Genomic DNA, 16,766 nt, shown 5'->3' with positions numbered 1-16,766 from the left:
TTGCAATTCAGAAACGTACCTTTACACTAATTATAGATTGTTTTTATGGACAAGATGACTCCCGAGCAGCGGCATCACTGCATGAGCAGCATTCGTAGTAAAAACACGAAGCCGGAGATGGTGGTACGCCGTTATCTTTTTTCCCGTGGTTTCCGTTTCCGTGTCAATGTGAAGCGGTTGCCTGGCACGCCCGACATTGTACTCCGCAAGTATCGTACGGTGATATTCGTGAACGGATGTTTCTGGCATGGGCACGAGGGATGCAAATATTTTGTACTTCCCAAAAGTAATGTGGAATTTTGGAAGGACAAGATTGAACGGAATCGGCGCAGGGACTTGAAGGAACGGATTCAGTTGCGTTACATGGGGTGGCATGTGATGCAGGTATGGGAATGCCAGTTGAAACCCAAGGAGCGGGAGATGACACTGAAAGGGATTGAATGGGCACTGAATAGGATATTGCTGGAAAATTACGGAATGCGTAAGAAAGGTGAAATGAAACCTTATCGGGAATATGAAGAGGGAAATGGTAGGATGATAGCAGCCGATGGGATGGAGGATTACGGAAAGTGAGAAATTGCGTGGATAGAATAATGCATTATTTCCTTAAATAAGAAGTGGACCGCAAGTAAGGTTGCTTGCTTTTTATTATCTTTGCCCATTAAACGGAGAAAGAATATTTTTTATAATATTCTCATAAAAAGTGGAAAGAGAGTTTACATCCGTACGTGAACTTTTGAGTCTTACGGTTTAACCTTCTTGGTTCATTTGCCAAACTATCGGCTTCTAACTTCCGATAACTCCGGGCGAAGCCTTGACTCCCGATAACTGCCGTGAATAATATAGGTTAAACCTCCTTTAACCTCCGAAAACCTCCGTTAAAGCACCACCTCGTTTTCTGCCCGTTGTATCTTTGCATTGTGGTCACAAAGAAATAGGTTTTGCAGACTGACGAGCGAACAAGACCGGCTTTTATTAATCAACTTAAAATTAAAAAAACTATGGCTTTGAATTATGAAGTAAAAAAGAGAGTGTTCGGTTTTGACGAGACAAAAACGGAAAAGTACGTGGCGCAGATGAAGACTTTGGGGGTGGTCGCTTTCAGAGATTTATGCGACGAGGTTTCCAAGATAGGCATGGCGCCTCGCGGTGTGGTGAAGTTGGTGTTGGACGGATTGATTGACACCTTGAATATGAATATCAACAAGGGATTTTCGGTACAGTTGGGGGAGTTCGGCTGTTTTCGTCCCGGCATCAACGCCAAGAGCCAGGAAAAACAGGAAGACGTGACGGCAAGTACGATTTATCGCCGCAAGATTATCTTCACTCCGGGTTTCTACTTTAAGGATATGCTGACCCGCGCCAGTGTGGAGAAGATGAGTTGGCCGGGCAACGGGACTGTTTCCGGCGGCAGCTCCAATCCGAATCCGGATGGCGGAGGTTCCGATGGTAATCAGGGAGAAAATCCGTTAGGATAAGCATTCTGTAAATAAGGAGAATATGAACTTTCTCGGAAAAAGGTTCATATTCTCCTTGAAATACTTGACTTCGCCTTTTGAATATCGTATCTTTACGTCAATCATTTTAAATCAGACCAACTGTTATTATGAAAACAAAAAACGGATTTCGTGTAATGACCTATAAAAAGAAAGATTTGGCATGCCTCTATTGCCCAAACGCTACTGCACGTTGCGCCATCCGCACCCTGACGCGGTGGATAAAGCGGAATCACGAACTGTATGAAGCCTTGGCGCATACCGGCTACAATGTAAGGACACGGACATTCATGCCGAAGCAGGTGAGCCTCATCGTACAGTATCTGGACGAACCTTAATATTCTTTTCAACCTCATTTATTATGTTAAAGCGGGAAGTTGCGGTTAAACTTCCCGCTTTTGTTTTTGTCATAGATACGTTGCAACACAATAGGTATAACTGACATAAGGTATTAATTAAAAAAAGAGAAAAATGATGAAAAGAATAGTTCTGATATGGATGGCCGCCTTCCTGATGGGTGGCATGGCAATGTCACAACATGCCCGCCGCAGTGATAAAATGCCCGAACTGAAAGTCCGTGCCGAGCGCATGACGGAACGGATGGTGAAAGAGTACTCCCTGAACGATACGCAGAAACAACAACTGCTGGAAGCCAATCTGGCATTGGCCGAGAAAATGGAAGATATGCCGATGCACCGTGCCAAAGCACACAAGCATTTGAAGAGAGAAGGTAAGCGCCATCAATTGACGGATGAGCAGCGCGCGCAGAAAAAAGCGGAGATGGAAAAGAAACGTGAAGAGATGAAGGCTGCCCGTATTGCTTATGATTCACAACTCCAGAAGATTATGACGGAAGAACAATATGCTGCATACAGCAAGAAAGTGCAGGATAGAAAAGCAAAAATGGAATCTAAAAGAAAATAAATTTTCTATTGCATTCAATTTGTACTATTTTTGTCCGGTCAATTACTAAAAACAAAACAATGAAGAATATAGTCTATATTTTGGTATGTGCATCGGTTGTCTTTTTCACAGCTTGTTCGTCTCAAGACAAGAATAAGAAAGACGGCCTGCTATTGATGCAGGATAGTACAGAATTTGCCGGTCTGCAGCGCATGCAGGTGTCTGACGTAAAAACATCCTTTAGGTATAAGGGAAAAGAGTATCAGTCTTCTGTAGTGCGTCGGCCGGATGAATCTTTGCCGATAGTGAAAAACGAGCAGGGAGAGAAATTTGTGGATAACCGTATTACCTTGCACATTACGTGCGATGGGAAGCAGGTGGTGGATAAAGTGTTCACCAAAGATAATTTTGCTTCGTTGGTGGATGCCAAGTTTATGAAGTACTCCATTCTTGAGGGGCTGGTCTATGACAAGACCACTCCGCAGGGAATCATATATGCGGCCAGTGTCTGCTATCCGCAATCCGACCTTTATGTTCCCATCAGACTGACCATTACGGCTGACGGGAAAATCTCCATGGCAAAAGAGGAACTGCTGGAGGAGTATCAGACAAACAGCATTGATTAGTGGATGGTTTTCCAGATTGTTTCCTGTTTTATAGACCATCTTTGCCGGTATGAAAATCCTGATTGTAGAAGATGAGCAAGATTTGCGGGAAACCATCCGCACTTCGCTCCTGAAAGAAAAGTTTGTCGTAGAGACTGCTGCCGACTATTTCTCGGCATTAGATAAAATCAATGACTACGATTACGACTGCATTCTACTGGATATAATGTTGCCCGGTGGAAACGGTCTGGACTTGCTGCGTGAGTTGAAACGGCTGCACCGCAGTGACAGCGTGCTGATTATCTCGGCCAAAGATTCTCTGGACGACAAGGTGGATGGGCTGGAACTGGGAGCCGACGATTACCTTACAAAGCCTTTCCATTTGGCAGAACTCAATGCACGTGTCAAGTCATTGATACGTAGAAGGCAGGCGAAGGGAGATGTGACCGTCACTCTTGGAAATCTTCTGTTCTATCCCGATAAACGGCAGGTAGAGATAAACGGAAAGCCTTTGCTACTGAACCGTAAGGAGTTCGACCTGCTCTATTATTTTGTTGTCAACCCTGGCCGGGTCATCAATAAGATGAGTCTTGCCGAGTCGGTGTGGGGAGATAATATAGACCAGACGGATTCGCTGGATTTTATCTACTCGCAAGTGAAAAATCTGCGTAAGAAATTGAAACAAGCTGAGGCTAGCGTAGAATTAAAGGCTGTTTATGGATTCGGCTACAAACTCTCCGAATTATGAAACTGTTGAGCTACACTTACCGCAAACTTGCATGGCTGATGTTTCTGCTGATGGCAGTGTGGGGTGTGCTGTTCTATTACGCAATCATCGACGAGGTGGTGGATGAGACGGACGATACATTGGAGAATTACGGTGATATATTGATGGAGAGTGCGCTTCACGACCCCGCGATACTCGAAACAGAAGGCTCGTTGATGTCTTTCTATAAGTTCACTCCAATATCCGAAGAAGAAGGGCGGCATTACCGGCAAGTGTTTTATGATGCTACAGTCTATATCGAACTGGAGGATGAAGACGAGCCGGTACGTGTCATGTGTACCGCTTTCCGTATGCCCGACGGGCAATATTATGAGTTGAAACTGATGATTTCCATTCTGGAGCGGGACGATATGGTGGAGGCTATGCTTTGGTATCTGGGAGCGCTGTTCCTGCTGTTTCTAATCTGTACTTCCATCGGCATTCAATTGGTGTTGAAGGGGGTGTTCCGTCCATTACATAAGCTGCTTGACTGGCTGCACCGCATTCAGCCCGGCAAGGAGGTGCCTTCATTGGACAACCCGACGAAGATACGGGAGTTCTGCCAGTTGAGTGACGCCGCATTGGATATGGGAAACCGCAGCTACAAGGCATACGAGGAGCAGAAACAGTTCATCGAGAATGCCTCGCATGAGTTGCAGACACCGCTTGCCATCGTGAGGGGAAAAGTGGAACTGCTGGCTGAGAGTGAAGGAATGACGGAACAGCAAATGAAGGAACTGGACGAGATATATGTCACGTTGGACCGTGCCGTGAAATTGAATAAGTCCCTGTTGTTGCTTTCCCGTATAGAAAACGGGCAGTATACTGAGATGGAAGATGTCTCGGTAGATGAAATATTGGATGAACTCTTGCCCGACCTGATGGATATTTATGAACATAAGTGCGTGAATCTGATACGGAAACGGGAGGAACAACCTTTTATCATCCGTTGTAATCATTCGCTGGCGCAAATACTGGTTTCCAATCTGGTGAAGAATTCGTTGCTGCACAATAGGGAAGGGGGGGAGTTGCAGGTGCTTACCACTCCAACTTCGCTGGTCATCAGAAACACGGGGGATATTCCTTTGGATGGAGAGAAGCTGTTCCGGCGTTTTTATCGCGGCATGGATGGCAAGAAGGATTCCACAGGACTGGGGCTTGCCATTGCGCGTTCCATTGCATTGTCGTCTTCACTGAAGCTTACGTATGAATGGCAGGATGGCATGCATTGCTTCTGTCTGGTTAAAGAAAACTAAAAAAATCGTAAACTGCGATTATTCCCAAATCTTTCCTAATTCTCTACTGTTATTTGCAGTGTGAATGATATGAAATTTATTAGTAACATTAAAAAATGACGATTATGAAGAAAGTATTGTCTATTTTTATATTGGCTCTTGTAGCTGTTCAGTTTGCTTTTGCCGGTGATGTAATTACTCAGGATGCCAAGCTGCTTCCGCTGACAGCGCGTAACTTTATCAATCAGTATTTCTCGAAACCGCATATTTCGCATATCAAGATTGAAAGTGAAATACTGCAGACCAAGAAATATGAAGTGCTGCTGACCGACCGTACGGAAATTGATTTCGATAAGAAAGGAAATTGGCTGGAAGTGGATTGCAAGAAATCTGCTGTTCCCGAAGCATTGATTCCGGTTCCGGTAAAGGAATATGTGAAGACCAACTTCCCGAGAGAGATTATTACCAAGATTGAGCGCGGACGTACCGGTATGGAAGTCGAGCTGAACAATGACTACTCTTTGAAGTTCAACAAAAAAGGAAAATTTGTCAGTATGGACGACTGATTTTTTAGTAAATATTTTAACTTTATATGAAAATGATGAGAATGAAGATTCAAATGTTGGCGATGATGTTCATCACCGCCTTGGCACTTGGTGCATGCAGTAATGATGACGACAAGGATGATGTGAAAGTGCCTGAAGCAATGTCACAGGCATTGAAGTCCAAATACCCTTCCGCAATCCATGTGGAGTGGGAACAGAAAGGAGGTTATTTGGTGGCAGACTGTAGAGTGGATGGCCAGGAAAAGGATGTATGGTTCAATAATCGGGCAGAATGGGTGTTGACGGAGACAGAACTGCTTTGGAACGATCTTCCGGGAACTGTACTGACTTCTTTCAGCGGCAGTAAATATGTTGGCTGGAAGATAGAGGAGATTGTTCTTTTGGAGTATCCGGTAGTGCCTATGCAGTTTGTCATTGAAGTTGAAAAGGGAAATGCAGAGTATCAATTGTTCTATTCGGAAGAAGGCGACTTGCTGCAGACAAAAGATGTGAGCGGTGATAGGGATGATACGTATTGGCCGATAAAACTTGATTAAAGTATAAGGGATTAGGGACTAGTGTTGTGGTAATCATATTGCCCCCCTAATCCCTAATTCCTAATTTCTGGCTACATCGGTTTATAGTCCTTTGCCAGTCCTCCTTCACTGGTTTCTTTGTAGAGGGAGGGCAGGTCGTTTCCGGTTTCTTTCATGACTTCTACCACCTTGTCGAATGATACGCGGTGCATGCCGTCGGTGAAAGAGGAGTAAAGGTTGGCATCCAGGGCGCGTGCGGCGGCGTAGGCATTACGTTCGATACATGGGATTTGTACCAGTCCGCAAACCGGGTCACAGGTCATTCCCAAATGATGCTCCAATCCCATTTCAGCGGCATATTCTATTTGTGCCGGACTACCTCCAAACAATTGGTTGGCCGCGGCTGATGCCATAGAACATGCTACGCCTACTTCTGCCTGGCATCCGGCTTCCGCTCCCGAAATGGAAGCGTTGGTCTTCACGATATTTCCTATCAGTCCGGCTGTGGCAAGGGCACGGAGTATGCGTGTGTCGCTAAACTCCCGGCTTTTTTGCAGATGATAGAGCACTGCAGGTACAATGCCGCACGAACCGCAGGTAGGTGCAGTGACAATGACCCCGCCTGACGCATTTTCTTCACTTACTGCCAAGGCATAGGCAAATACCAGTCCGCGCGACTGGAGGGAAGCCTTGTAGCCACTGGCACGTATATAATAGGTCGAGGCTTTCCGGCGCAGATTCAGAGGGCCGGGCAAGACTCCTTCACTATCCAATCCCCGTTTTACGGCAGCTTGCATGGTTTTCCATACCTCCTGCAGGTAATCCCAAATATCGCTTTCCTCGCATTCCTTGACGTACTCCCAATAACTTTTTCCGGTACGTTCACACCATTGCAGTATTTCGGTCATGCGGTTCATTTCGTATACATCCGGGGTGTTGACGGATGAGGTTCCGTCATTCTCCTCTGCCAGGGCACCGCCACCGACACTGAATACAGTCCATTGGTCTGTCTCCTTGCCTTCACTGTCCAAGGAGACGAATTTCATGCCGTTGGGATGGAAGGGCAGGAATATTTTGGGTTCCCAGATTATTTCTACCGGTGCTGCGGGTTGCAGTGTCTCGGTGATGGCAACATTGGTCATGTGTCCCTTGCCGGTAGCAGCGAGGCTTCCGTATAGGGTTACTTGGAATGCGGCTGCTTTGGGATGTTTTTCCAAGAATATCTGAGCTGCCTTGCGTGGCCCCATAGTGTGGCTGCTGGATGGGCCGGTACCGATACGGTAGAGTTCTTTGATTGATTTCATATATTTCAAAATTTATCAAATTTATGATTTAGCTTTAACTATCAATTATCCATTAATTCAAGTCTACAACGGTGATGCCTGCTCCGCCGAACTGTATATGTTCGTCGGCAAAGTGGCGTACTCCGGGAACAGTTTCCAGATATTGACGGATGAGCATGCGTAGGATGCCTGTCCCCGTTCCGTGAAGGATACGCACGCGTGACATGCCGACAAGGATGGCGTCATCAATGAAATAAGTTACGGCTTGCAAGGCCTCGTCACCTCGCATACCTCGGACATCGATGTCTTGCTTGAAATGCAGTTTCTTCTCGTACATGCTGTCTTGGGTCTGGGCACTGATAAAAGTGCTTTTGGTGGACACATCAGCTTGTTTAGGCTGCGCGTTGGTACGTTCCAGTCTATCCAGCTTTACGGTAGTCTTGATACTGCCGAACGCGATGACCGCATTCTTGCCATTTACTTCCATTACTTCGCCCACAGAGGTCTGTCCCTTTATTCTGACGTTGCAGCCGGGGATGATGGCTGCGAGACGTTCTGCTTCTTTCCGTGCCTGCTGTTCTGCCAAAGCTTGAGCAGACAGCCCGTTTTCTTTTCCTTTGCCCGCTTTCTTTTCCTTTTTCCGGTTTTGCTTCTCTTTCAGCTTTTCCATTTTGCGGGCAATTTTTTCTTCCAGTTCCTTGTTGGCAAGTGCTTCCATTGATTCACGGAAGTCCGTCAACTCCTGGCGGGCCTGGCGTGTCTTTTCTTTTTCTGCTTGGGCTTCTTTGATGGAGCGTATGGTGTTCTCGATGCGCGCATTGGCTTCCCGCATCAGTTGCTCCATTTCTTCCTTTGCTTTGCGCAGAATCTCCTTCCGGGATTTCTGCAAATCTTCTATTTCAGTTTGATAGCGCTCTATGGTCTCTTCCATGTACTTTTCACGCTGGCGTATTGTCTGGCGTTTGCCTTCCCAGTAGCGTTTGTCGCGCACAATGTCTTGCAGGTACTTATCGGCATTGATGTATTCGCTGCCCACGATTTCCGAGGCATCGGCAATGACATCTTCCGGAAGACCAATCTTGCGGGCAATCTCTACAGCGAACGAACTGCCCGGATTGCCTATCTGCAACTGGAACAGTGCTTGCATCAGATGGCGGTCATAGAGCATGGCACCGTTTACTACACCTTCGTGGTCTTCGGCAAAATGTTTTAGGTTCTGATAGTGTGTGGTGATGACACCGAACGTCTGTTTTTGGTTGAAACGTTTCAATACGGCTTCAGCGACAGCGCCTCCAATCTGGGGTTCAGTTCCACCACCGAATTCATCAATCAAGATGAGGCTCCGTTCATTGCAGCTTTTCATCATGATTTTCATGTTCGTAAGGTGGGAGGAGTAGGTACTCAAATCATCTTCAATGGACTGCTCGTCACCTATGTCGATGAATATGCTGCTGAATATTCCGGCATGACTGCGTTCGTGCATCGGGATGAGCAGTCCGGATTGCAGCATGTATTGCAGTAAGCCCACTGTCTTTAGGCAGACGGATTTACCGCCTGCATTTGGACCAGAGATGATTAGGATACGTTGCTTCTCATTCAGTTCGATGTCAAGTGGTACTACTTCTTTGCCATGTTTGGCAAGAGAAAGTTGCAAGAGCGGGTGCACAGCCATTGTCCAGTCTAGCAACTGCTTGTTTTCGAGAGCTGGTTTCAGCCCGGATATCTGCTCAGCAAACAGTGCTTTGGCACGTATGAAGTCTATTTCAGCAAGGAATTCGTATGATAGCAGTACGTCGGGGATGGAGGGACGCAGCTGGTTGGAGAAGTCCGTCAGGATGCGGATAATTTCTCTGCGTTCGTCACTTTCCAGTTCCCGTATGCGATTGTTGGCTTCCACTACTTCGGCAGGCTCGATGAATACGGTTTTACCGCTGGCCGACTCGTCGTGTACAATACCGCGTATTTTCCGTTTCAGTGCCGGTGCAACGGGAATGACCAGACGGCCGTCACGCATGGTGGGTGTTACGTCTTTGTCCACAACTCCCTCGGACTGGGCATTTCGTAGAATGCTGTTCAGTGAGCGAGAGATGCTTCCCATAGTACTTGCCAGTTCCCGGCGGATGCGTGCCAACTCTGTAGAGGCATTGTCCTTGATTTTTCCGTAAGGAGAGAGGATGCCGTTTATTTTTGTTATGAGCTGTGGGAAAACGGTGATGTCTCCCGCTAGTCTTTTCAGACAAGGGTAGGGGGAAGCCCTTTCTTCCTCATCATCGTCGCTTTTTTGTAGGAAGCGTACAATATCACGTATGGTTTCCAGTGAACGGCGCAGGTCAAAAAGCTCTTGTTCATCCAGATACATGCCTTCCACGCGTATGCGTTTTAATGATGGGCGTACATCAAAAAAATATTGTGCCGGGAAATTATCTTCTTCTTGGAGTATACGTACAAATTCGGTGACTTGGTCCAGACGTTCTTCCACCTCTCCAAAGCAATTGGAAAATGTCATGTTCATCACCCGTTCTTCGCCAAGTGTACTGAGGCATTTTTCTTTCAGTAATTGGCGTATTTGGTCGAAACCTATTTTCTGTTCAAAGTTCTGCGGATATATCATGGTGCAAAAGTACTATTAATTCATGAAAAAATAGAAAAGAAGTTTGCAGAATTAAAAATGATTTGTACCTTTGCACCGCTTTAAGAGAAAAGCACTTCTTGAAAGAGGAGTTTGGAGAGGTGGCAGAGTGGTCGATTGCGGCGGTCTTGAAAACCGTTGTACTGCGAGGTACCCGGGGTTCGAATCCCTGTCTCTCCGCAATAAACGCTGAAAATCAGCAAATTGCAAAGCAAACACCCAATTTTACACCCAAGAATGTAAAGTTGGGTGTTTTTGTATTATTTGGAAAAGCCACTCAACTTTGACCCTTTTGGCCACGCAAGATTTGCCCACCTTTTTGTACTATATGATTGACCCTTTAAAGTCCTGGTGTTGGGGGGCAATATTATTTTACCCTTTTAAAAATTCTCGTTTTTCTTAGATTTTAATTTTCGCATACTTTCACCATATAATTCTATAGTATGGGCCGTATGTATGATGCGGTCAAGGATTGCATCGGCTATTGTTGGATCACCTACCATGTCATACCAGTTGGAAGATGGATACTGCGATGTGATGATGACAGATTTCCGTTCATGCCTATCCTCAATAATTTCAAGCAGTATGGGACGCTCTTTGGCGTCAAGTGGTACAATAAACAGGTCGTCAAGAATGAGTAGCTGGCAACGCTCAATCTTCTTGAGTTCCGCTTCAAGTGTACCTTTTACTTTGGCGACTTTCAGCGCACCGAGCAGTTTCGGAGCATTGGCATAGAAGGTACGGAATCCCCTTTTGCATGCTTCGTGTCCAAGGGCACAGGCCAAATAGCTTTTTCCCGTTCCGGAAGAACCAGTAATGAAAAGGTTCTGTGCCTTATGCACAAAATCAAGGGTGGCGATACGTTCCATCTGATTGCGGTCCAGTCCCCGGTTCGTGGCATAGTCAATATGCTCAATATAAGCCTTGTAGCGGAATGCCGCATTTTTGGTGAGCCGTGCAATGGCAGCCTGGGAGCGATAGTCCCATTCGCGTGCAAGGAGCATGGAAAGGAACGTGTCCGCAGTCATGGATTGCGGAGTGGTGCCGGCAAGACTTTCCCTGAAAGCCTCTGCCATACCATGCAATTTCATACGGTTCATTAAATCCAGTGATATGGTATTCTGGTCTTGTTGTCCCGTAACGGGAGCTGTTTTATTGTTTACTTCCATAAATAATAGTTTTATTGTTTGTCTTTTTTGTAATATTCACGTCCACGTATATTTTTGTGGGTCAATGGAATCTGGGAAGTCACGTTGGACTGTACTTTTCCGTCCTCATCAGGAAGGAAATCCACATCTTCTCCCAGTTCAAGCACCTCGCGCAAGGCTTGGTATCCGTATTGCAATTTCTGATCCGCACATGCGCAAGCCGCAACTAGACGGTCACGGCCGTATTTCTTCTCCAGTGTCATGATGCCACGGCATGACCTGAACGCTTTGGGTGGATATTGCATGACACGCTCCACTTCCTGAAGATAGTTCAATACGATGTTGTCTATTTCCGAGGCACGTTGAAAGAGTTCCTCCAAGTCCTTGTCATAGGGACCATAATGACCAGGCAGGTTGTGCTCCTTTTTCCAAGAATAAGTGTAAGGAATGTCACAGCGGTCGTGGGTGGCGACAAGGTTCATTCCACAATAGATTTCCACCGTGTCGGCATCATAGAGAATCGTCATGCGCCTGCCTACATACTCTTTCGGAACACTGTAATGGTGCTTGAACAAGGAAACGTAAGAGTTCTTTCCCACGGTCATCAGTTTCCTTTCTTTCATTACGTAGCGTTTCACGGGAAGCGGACGAAGATAATCCTTCTCTCCATGAAGGAATATTTCCTTGCGTGACATCTCCCGTCCGGCCATCACCTTTTCATTGAAATCAAGCAAGGAAATATGGATGGCGGTATTGAGTTCCTCCAAACTGGAAAATGTCATTCCCTCTATATCAAGGTAAATGGAACGGTAGAGGAGCTTTACGGCATTTTCTACCAAAGCCTTGTCCTTGGGGTGACGCACACGAGCAGGATAGACCACACAGCCGTAATATTCGGCAAAAGCGGCGAAATCATCATTGATGACAGGTTCGTTGCGGTCGCTTCGTGTGACGGCAGCCTTCAGATTGTCGGGGACGATAGCCGCAGGAACACCTTCAAAATATTGAATGGCATTCTCGCATGCCTTTATCAGGTCTTCCTTGCGTTGCGACCATACGGCTTCGCAGTAGGTATAATGGCTGAACGGAAGGATGGCAACAAATACCTCGGCTTTCTTCGTCTCGCCCGTCATTTCATCAACAACTTCAAGTCTGTCACCGGCAAAGTCAATATACATCTGCTCTGCGGCATAGTGCTCTACATGACCGACAACCTTAATGTGAAACCTGTATTCGCTGACAATCCGTTTGAAGGAAGACAACTGATAGCCGTCCGGATATTCGGTATGGTACTCCTTGAACAGTTTTCGGACACTCATACCTTTGCGTGACAGACGAGATACATATCCGGGAAGCAAGGCCTCCAATTCAATCCTTTTGGATGAAGGCTCCCGATGCCGGGTATCCGTGCAGCCGAACAGTTCATCCAACTGTCCATTGGGCAGGGAAAGAAGCTGTTCAATACTCTTGCCGCTTGAAAGGAATAAGCGGACATATTTGCGGACTGTATTACGGGAAATATGAAACGTAGATGCCGTTTCCTTGATTCCTATGCCAGCCGCATAACATCTTAAAATGTTTTTGATTCGTTTATTCATTTGTATAGATTTTATTTTCTCCCCCGTTACACCAGGACAAGGGTACTCAAATCTACACAAAAAAACTATAATTATAGGTGAAGCAAGTGGGCAACACTATTTTAGCCAAAGGGGTCAATCATATTTTAGCCAAAAGGGATAATTCTGCGTGGCCAAAAGGGTCAAAGTTGAGTGGCTTTTCCAGTTGCCATCAGGCGTTTCAATTCGTTACGGCTGATATGTTTCAGCTTTGGAGGATTCTTCTTTTCATATTCCACGTCCTCGATAGGGTTGGCACGTATGATTTCCCTGTCCACTGCAAGATACAACAGCCTGTTGAGCCAGCACAGGCACTTGTTCATCTTGTCTGTGCTGCATCCCAAGTCCTTTAACAGAAATGTCTTGTAATCGTTGCCGAACCCTTCCGTTATTTCCTCCAACGGTATATCCTGCATGTCATACACCGATTCTATGTACAGCCTGATACAGTCCTGAAAGATAATGGATTGTCGGTAAGTGGAACGTGATTGTATCTCGACAGAGCGTTTCTTCAACCTCTCCAGCTCTTGTTTGCCTGTTTGTAACAGGGTTGTGGGCAAGGAGCTTTCCGCCACTATGGTGTTTTTCAGCAATTCCGCACTGACAACACCCTGTTCTTTCAGTATGGTGTCGTATGTATCTTCAATGTGTTGGCGATATTGGCTTAACCGTCCGTTTGTGCGAACGTCCTTTACCTCGCCCTTTTTACTGTTCCAATCATCTGGATTGCAATAAATACCCGTGGAAAGCACCGCCTGTTTGCCATCTATGGAGATTCTGCACCAAATGGCGGTCGTACCATCAGCTTTCACCTTGCTGCGGTTGATGTAATAGAGTTGTTTGAATGTACTGCGCATAACTGATTATCTTATTGAACTTGATTAAATAGTTGCATCAGAGAACAAGCACCAAGTCTTTGGTCGCTTCGATAAATGTGTCCATGTCCTCAAAAAGTTTCTTCGGGGTCACACGGGCGTAAATTTGCGTTGTCTGGATATTGGTGTGTCCCAACATTCGGCTGATGGTTTCGATAGGTACACCCTCTTCAAGCGTTATCAGGCTTGCGAAACTATGGCGTCCGACATGATAGACGATATCGGTTTTGATTCCTGCCAGTACACGGAGGCTCTTCATGTTGGCTCTCAACACGCGGTAGTCCTGAACAGGCAGAAGTGTTTCCCGTGATTCGTCCTTGTATTTGTCCAATAGGGCAATCGCTTCGGGAAGCAGTTTCACCCGTGCGAGGTACTCGTTTTTCTTGCGGTGGTATTTCAGCCACAGGTTCCCGTCATCGTCGGAAAAGAGATTGTCCCGCGTGATGGACACGGTATCGGCATACGCTGTTCCGGTGTAGCAGGCAAACAGGAACAGGTCACGGGTGAGGGCAAGCGAGGGCCTGCGACGCACGGATATTTCCACGTCACGTACTTTCACAAACTCCTCCCGTGTGAGTGCCTTCGGTGCGCTGATTTCCTGTTTCGGCAGCTTGAAGTTGCAGAAGAAATAGCGTTCGGAATGTCCCTCCTTGTAGGCGATGCGGCATACCTTCTTCAAAAGGGCAAGGTAATGGCGCACGGATTGCAGGGATTGTTTCTTCTCATCGAGCACATAGTCCTGAAAATCCCAGATGAACCGCTCGTAAAGTTGCCCGAAGGCGACATCCTCCGTCTTGAATCTCTCACGGATGAACCCTGCGAGAATCTGCCGTGTGTAGTAATACTTGGAGTATGTTCCTTCGGCACGGTCGATGCCTATACGCGATTTCAAGTCCTCGTTGATACGGTCAAACTGTTTCAACAGGGTCATCTGCTTATCCATGCTCCCCTGAAACATGTCCTTGACTGCCGTAGCGTCAAACTCCTGCTTGCGTTCCAACAGAGAATCAAATGCGGAATTGATGGCAAGCAGCAGTTTCTCAATCTTGGCGTTGGTTTCAACCGCTTCTTTGCTCTTGCCGTTCAGACGGCTTTCACGGGGATTCCATAATTCGGGAGTGCAGGACAGCTTGCATCCGAACTGTGCCATTGTGCGGTTTACCGTGATGCGTCCCATGATGGGAGCCTTTCCCGATTTGTCCAGTCCGCTCTTTTTGAGGTAGAGCAACACCTTGAATTTTTCTACTTTCATACGCTTATATTTTTTAGTGCAAAATTACTTGCCGTATAAGCGTTCCTTGATATGCAAAACATTGTGTATGAGCGCAAACAAAACGGTGAGGATTTCTTTTCATTGCCTGCCGTTACCTATTCCTGTTTCGGTAACTGCCCGGCTAACGGTTTGGTAACTGAACAACCTCAATATTCCGTTATCATTTGCATTTTATCTACTTGGCAGAATGCTGAAACAAAGCTCATTTCAAACGGTTTACGTTTTATATTTACCTGTTCGCTTTCCCTTGCAGAACCTATCACTTTCCACCTTGCCCGGCACACGTTCGCCACGACCACCACGCTGTCAAAGGGCGTACCCATTGAAACGGTATCCAAGATGCTGGGACACACAAACATAGAAACCACGCAAATTTACGCTCGCATCACTAACAGCAAGATAGGCAGCGATATGCAAGGGCTTGACAAGAAGTTTGTCGGCATCGAGAAGATTTACAAGGAAGTCGCCATGTAAATTTTCAGTTACCTATATACCGTTGGTAACAAAACAGGTAACGATTTTGGTAACGAAATACCACCTAATAAGCTATATCCGAGTATTTTACATTCTTTCACCTTGCGGGCAGTCCACCGACTACCCGCATTTTTTATTCCCTTTTCCACTGGCACATTCCCCGAAACGCCAGCCGTGCGTGGCATGGCTGACTGTATTTCGTGAAAAGAGCCGTTGGAAACCCGCACAAGCGTACCGCAAGATGAACTTGCCATACCCTTGCCTTTCCCGCCCGCATGGAGGATGAAAGGGAACAAGCACTTTTCCCCTGTTTCCCTATCTGTAAATCTTCCTCATTATGCAGTCCCCCAGCCGGGACAGTCGTTTTTATCATTTCAATAGGCAAAGGTAGCTACGGGGGCTTTTGGCTCTGCAAATTGGGTTTCATCGAAAAAAATTGTTCCAGCTTCCCGTTGGTCGGAAAAAATCTTTGTCGGAAAAATTTGCATAGCAAGACCCCTTCACCAACCAGCCTATGTGAAACGAAAACGACCGACCCGACCGGAAGACGCATAAAAAAAAAGTCGGATTTACGGGAAACAGGAAAAAAGTTCAGTGAAACTTCGACTCCCGTAGCTTATGCAAAGATTTACATAAGCTACGTTATGTATAGGGAATAATTATGTAAAGTTTGTTTGGTTTGTTTTTATTAAGTTACTGATTTTCATCTGTTAAATAACATAATATCCCAAACAAACTTCACATAAGTTTTAATACTTAGTCCGTAAATCCTTTAGATAACCCAACAAGGATTTGTCTTTTTGCCATGTCGTTTTACCCTCTTTTATTATTCCCGGATTTACACGTGACAATGCCTCCAGCTTCTTCTTTTCACTTGCACGAGCATATATTTCTGTTGTAGTTGTTGAAACATGCCCTAAAAAATCCCTTATATAAACCAAATTTAGAAACTGTTTAAAAATTACACAATAATTTTGTTAAGCATGATTTTGCAGAAAGCAAGTTGAACCATAGGCTCTGCAGTATCAGCATGGAACTCGTAGTCTATCGTCAGCCTTCTGAAGTTTTCCAGCCATGCGAATGCTCTTTCAACAATCCATCGTTTCGGAATGACCTTGAACTTTGACGGGCATTCATCAGGTCTGAGAACAACTTCAAGTTCCCATTTAAATTTGTCAAATACCCAATCTGCAAGGCTTCCTCTATAGCCACCATCCGCAAGGATTTTGGCAAGACGAGGAAATTTGTAGGATAGCCTCTCAATGACTTTCGGAGCCCCCTTGCTGTCATGAACATTGGCTTCATGCACGTCTACAGACATCAGATAACCTTGGCTGTCAACGATTATATGCTGTTTTCTGCCCTTAATCTTCTTGTTGCCT

The 16,766-nt window shown here is 45.9% G+C and carries 16 protein-coding genes, 1 tRNA gene and 1 pseudogene; 11 read left to right on the top strand and 7 right to left on the bottom strand.

Annotated elements, in window-relative coordinates; all coding sequences use genetic code 11:
* Positions 1-45 precede the first annotated feature (45 nt).
* From HU824_RS05085 to HU824_RS05045, 9 genes are all read left to right on the top strand, one after another.
* Positions 46-573 (top strand): very short patch repair endonuclease, encoded by a 528-nt coding sequence (locus HU824_RS05085; RefSeq protein ID WP_136009383.1) that lies wholly within the window; start codon positions 46-48, stop codon positions 571-573.
* A gap of 428 nt (positions 574-1,001) precedes the next feature.
* A complete protein-coding gene (locus tag HU824_RS05080; protein WP_176468269.1) occupies positions 1,002-1,478 on the top strand; it encodes an HU family DNA-binding protein in 477 nt (158 codons plus the stop codon).
* 128 nt (positions 1,479-1,606) lie between these two features.
* Complete coding sequence (locus HU824_RS05075; protein WP_176468268.1) at positions 1,607-1,834, top strand: DUF4248 domain-containing protein; 228 nt, start codon at positions 1,607-1,609, stop codon at positions 1,832-1,834.
* A gap of 136 nt (positions 1,835-1,970) precedes the next feature.
* On the top strand, positions 1,971-2,420 hold the full coding sequence (locus tag HU824_RS05070) for a DUF4890 domain-containing protein (protein WP_176468306.1): 450 nt from the start codon (positions 1,971-1,973) through the stop codon (positions 2,418-2,420).
* A gap of 59 nt (positions 2,421-2,479) precedes the next feature.
* Positions 2,480-3,025: a DUF4738 domain-containing protein gene (locus HU824_RS05065; RefSeq protein ID WP_176468267.1), complete on the top strand. Its 546-nt coding sequence runs from the start codon at positions 2,480-2,482 to the stop codon at positions 3,023-3,025.
* Positions 3,026-3,074: 49 nt separating this feature from the next.
* Positions 3,075-3,752, top strand: a complete 678-nt coding sequence (locus HU824_RS05060; protein ID WP_136009388.1) for a response regulator transcription factor — start codon at positions 3,075-3,077, stop codon at positions 3,750-3,752.
* Positions 3,749-5,026 (top strand): HAMP domain-containing sensor histidine kinase, encoded by a 1,278-nt coding sequence (locus HU824_RS05055; protein WP_176468266.1) that lies wholly within the window; start codon positions 3,749-3,751, stop codon positions 5,024-5,026. Before HU824_RS05060 ends, HU824_RS05055 begins: the two co-directional genes overlap by 4 nt.
* Positions 5,027-5,130: 104 nt before the next feature.
* Positions 5,131-5,571, top strand: a complete 441-nt coding sequence (locus tag HU824_RS05050; protein WP_176468265.1) for a PepSY-like domain-containing protein — start codon at positions 5,131-5,133, stop codon at positions 5,569-5,571.
* Positions 5,572-5,603: 32 nt separating this feature from the next.
* Positions 5,604-6,107, top strand: coding sequence for a PepSY-like domain-containing protein (locus tag HU824_RS05045; protein WP_136009411.1), 504 nt, complete (start codon positions 5,604-5,606; stop codon positions 6,105-6,107).
* Positions 6,108-6,178: 71 nt separating this feature from the next.
* On the opposite strand, the gene HU824_RS05040 is transcribed toward HU824_RS05045, so the two are convergent.
* Positions 6,179-7,390 carry an L-serine ammonia-lyase gene (locus tag HU824_RS05040; RefSeq protein WP_136009391.1) on the bottom strand — a complete coding sequence of 404 codons (1,212 nt, stop codon included), beginning with the start codon at positions 7,388-7,390 and terminating at the stop codon, positions 6,179-6,181.
* 52 nt (positions 7,391-7,442) lie between these two features.
* Positions 7,443-9,980 carry an endonuclease MutS2 gene (locus tag HU824_RS05035; protein ID WP_176468264.1) on the bottom strand — a complete coding sequence of 846 codons (2,538 nt, stop codon included), beginning with the start codon at positions 9,978-9,980 and terminating at the stop codon, positions 7,443-7,445.
* A gap of 113 nt (positions 9,981-10,093) precedes the next feature.
* Here HU824_RS05035 and HU824_RS05030 point away from each other — a divergent pair.
* Positions 10,094-10,178 (top strand) — tRNA-Ser (locus HU824_RS05030).
* A 200-nt stretch (positions 10,179-10,378) separates the two neighbouring features.
* On the opposite strand, the gene istB is transcribed toward HU824_RS05030, so the two are convergent.
* The 4 genes from istB to HU824_RS05010 all read right to left on the bottom strand — a co-directional run bounded on the left by istB (position 10,379) and on the right by HU824_RS05010 (position 14,889).
* On the bottom strand, positions 10,379-11,167 hold the full coding sequence (gene istB / locus HU824_RS05025; protein ID WP_176468263.1) for an IS21-like element helper ATPase IstB: 789 nt from the start codon (positions 11,165-11,167) through the stop codon (positions 10,379-10,381).
* An 11-nt stretch (positions 11,168-11,178) separates the two neighbouring features.
* Positions 11,179-12,744, bottom strand: a complete 1,566-nt coding sequence (gene istA, locus HU824_RS05020; RefSeq protein WP_005942609.1) for an IS21 family transposase — start codon at positions 12,742-12,744, stop codon at positions 11,179-11,181.
* Between the two features lie 161 nt (positions 12,745-12,905).
* The gene (locus tag HU824_RS05015) at positions 12,906-13,619 is read right to left on the bottom strand and encodes a phage integrase SAM-like domain-containing protein (protein WP_176468262.1); all 714 of its coding nucleotides are present in this window, start codon (positions 13,617-13,619) and stop codon (positions 12,906-12,908) included.
* 37 nt (positions 13,620-13,656) lie between these two features.
* Positions 13,657-14,889 carry a site-specific integrase gene (locus tag HU824_RS05010; protein WP_100263160.1) on the bottom strand — a complete coding sequence of 411 codons (1,233 nt, stop codon included), beginning with the start codon at positions 14,887-14,889 and terminating at the stop codon, positions 13,657-13,659.
* A 180-nt stretch (positions 14,890-15,069) separates the two neighbouring features.
* On the opposite strand from HU824_RS05010, the pseudogene HU824_RS05005 reads away from it, so the two are divergent.
* A pseudogene (locus HU824_RS05005) lies at positions 15,070-15,384 on the top strand (tyrosine-type recombinase/integrase); the annotation flags it as partial.
* 961 nt (positions 15,385-16,345) lie between these two features.
* Here HU824_RS05005 and HU824_RS05000 read toward each other — a convergent pair.
* Positions 16,346-16,766: IS5 family transposase (locus tag HU824_RS05000; protein WP_176468261.1), on the bottom strand; the 421-nt coding region annotated here is incomplete at its 5' end.

Source organism: Bacteroides sp. L10-4, from assembly GCF_013373675.1.
Classification (GTDB): domain Bacteria; phylum Bacteroidota; class Bacteroidia; order Bacteroidales; family Bacteroidaceae; genus Bacteroides; species Bacteroides muris.
Note: the sequence above shows the minus strand (reverse complement) of the source record. Positions and strands in the feature narration are given on the sequence as shown.

Excerpts from the sequence above, each read along its gene's own strand:
- HU824_RS05080 (WP_176468269.1), top strand. The coding sequence starts at position 1,002 with ATGGCTTTGAATTATGAAGTAAAAAAGAGAGTGTTCGGTTTTGACGAG.
- HU824_RS05070 (WP_176468306.1), top strand. The coding sequence starts at position 1,971 with ATGAAAAGAATAGTTCTGATATGGATGGCCGCCTTCCTGATGGGTGGC.
- HU824_RS05045 (WP_136009411.1), top strand. The coding sequence starts at position 5,604 with ATGATGAGAATGAAGATTCAAATGTTGGCGATGATGTTCATCACCGCC.
- istA (WP_005942609.1), bottom strand. The coding sequence starts at position 12,744 with ATGAATAAACGAATCAAAAACATTTTAAGATGTTATGCGGCTGGCATA.
- istB (WP_176468263.1), bottom strand. The coding sequence starts at position 11,167 with ATGGAAGTAAACAATAAAACAGCTCCCGTTACGGGACAACAAGACCAG.
- HU824_RS05085 (WP_136009383.1), top strand. The coding sequence starts at position 46 with ATGGACAAGATGACTCCCGAGCAGCGGCATCACTGCATGAGCAGCATT.
- HU824_RS05035 (WP_176468264.1), bottom strand. The coding sequence starts at position 9,980 with ATGATATATCCGCAGAACTTTGAACAGAAAATAGGTTTCGACCAAATA.
- HU824_RS05015 (WP_176468262.1), bottom strand. The coding sequence starts at position 13,619 with ATGCGCAGTACATTCAAACAACTCTATTACATCAACCGCAGCAAGGTG.
- HU824_RS05040 (WP_136009391.1), bottom strand. The coding sequence starts at position 7,390 with ATGAAATCAATCAAAGAACTCTACCGTATCGGTACCGGCCCATCCAGC.
- HU824_RS05055 (WP_176468266.1), top strand. The coding sequence starts at position 3,749 with ATGAAACTGTTGAGCTACACTTACCGCAAACTTGCATGGCTGATGTTT.
- HU824_RS05010 (WP_100263160.1), bottom strand. The coding sequence starts at position 14,889 with ATGAAAGTAGAAAAATTCAAGGTGTTGCTCTACCTCAAAAAGAGCGGA.
- HU824_RS05060 (WP_136009388.1), top strand. The coding sequence starts at position 3,075 with ATGAAAATCCTGATTGTAGAAGATGAGCAAGATTTGCGGGAAACCATC.
- HU824_RS05075 (WP_176468268.1), top strand. The coding sequence starts at position 1,607 with ATGAAAACAAAAAACGGATTTCGTGTAATGACCTATAAAAAGAAAGAT.
- HU824_RS05065 (WP_176468267.1), top strand. The coding sequence starts at position 2,480 with ATGAAGAATATAGTCTATATTTTGGTATGTGCATCGGTTGTCTTTTTC.
- HU824_RS05050 (WP_176468265.1), top strand. The coding sequence starts at position 5,131 with ATGAAGAAAGTATTGTCTATTTTTATATTGGCTCTTGTAGCTGTTCAG.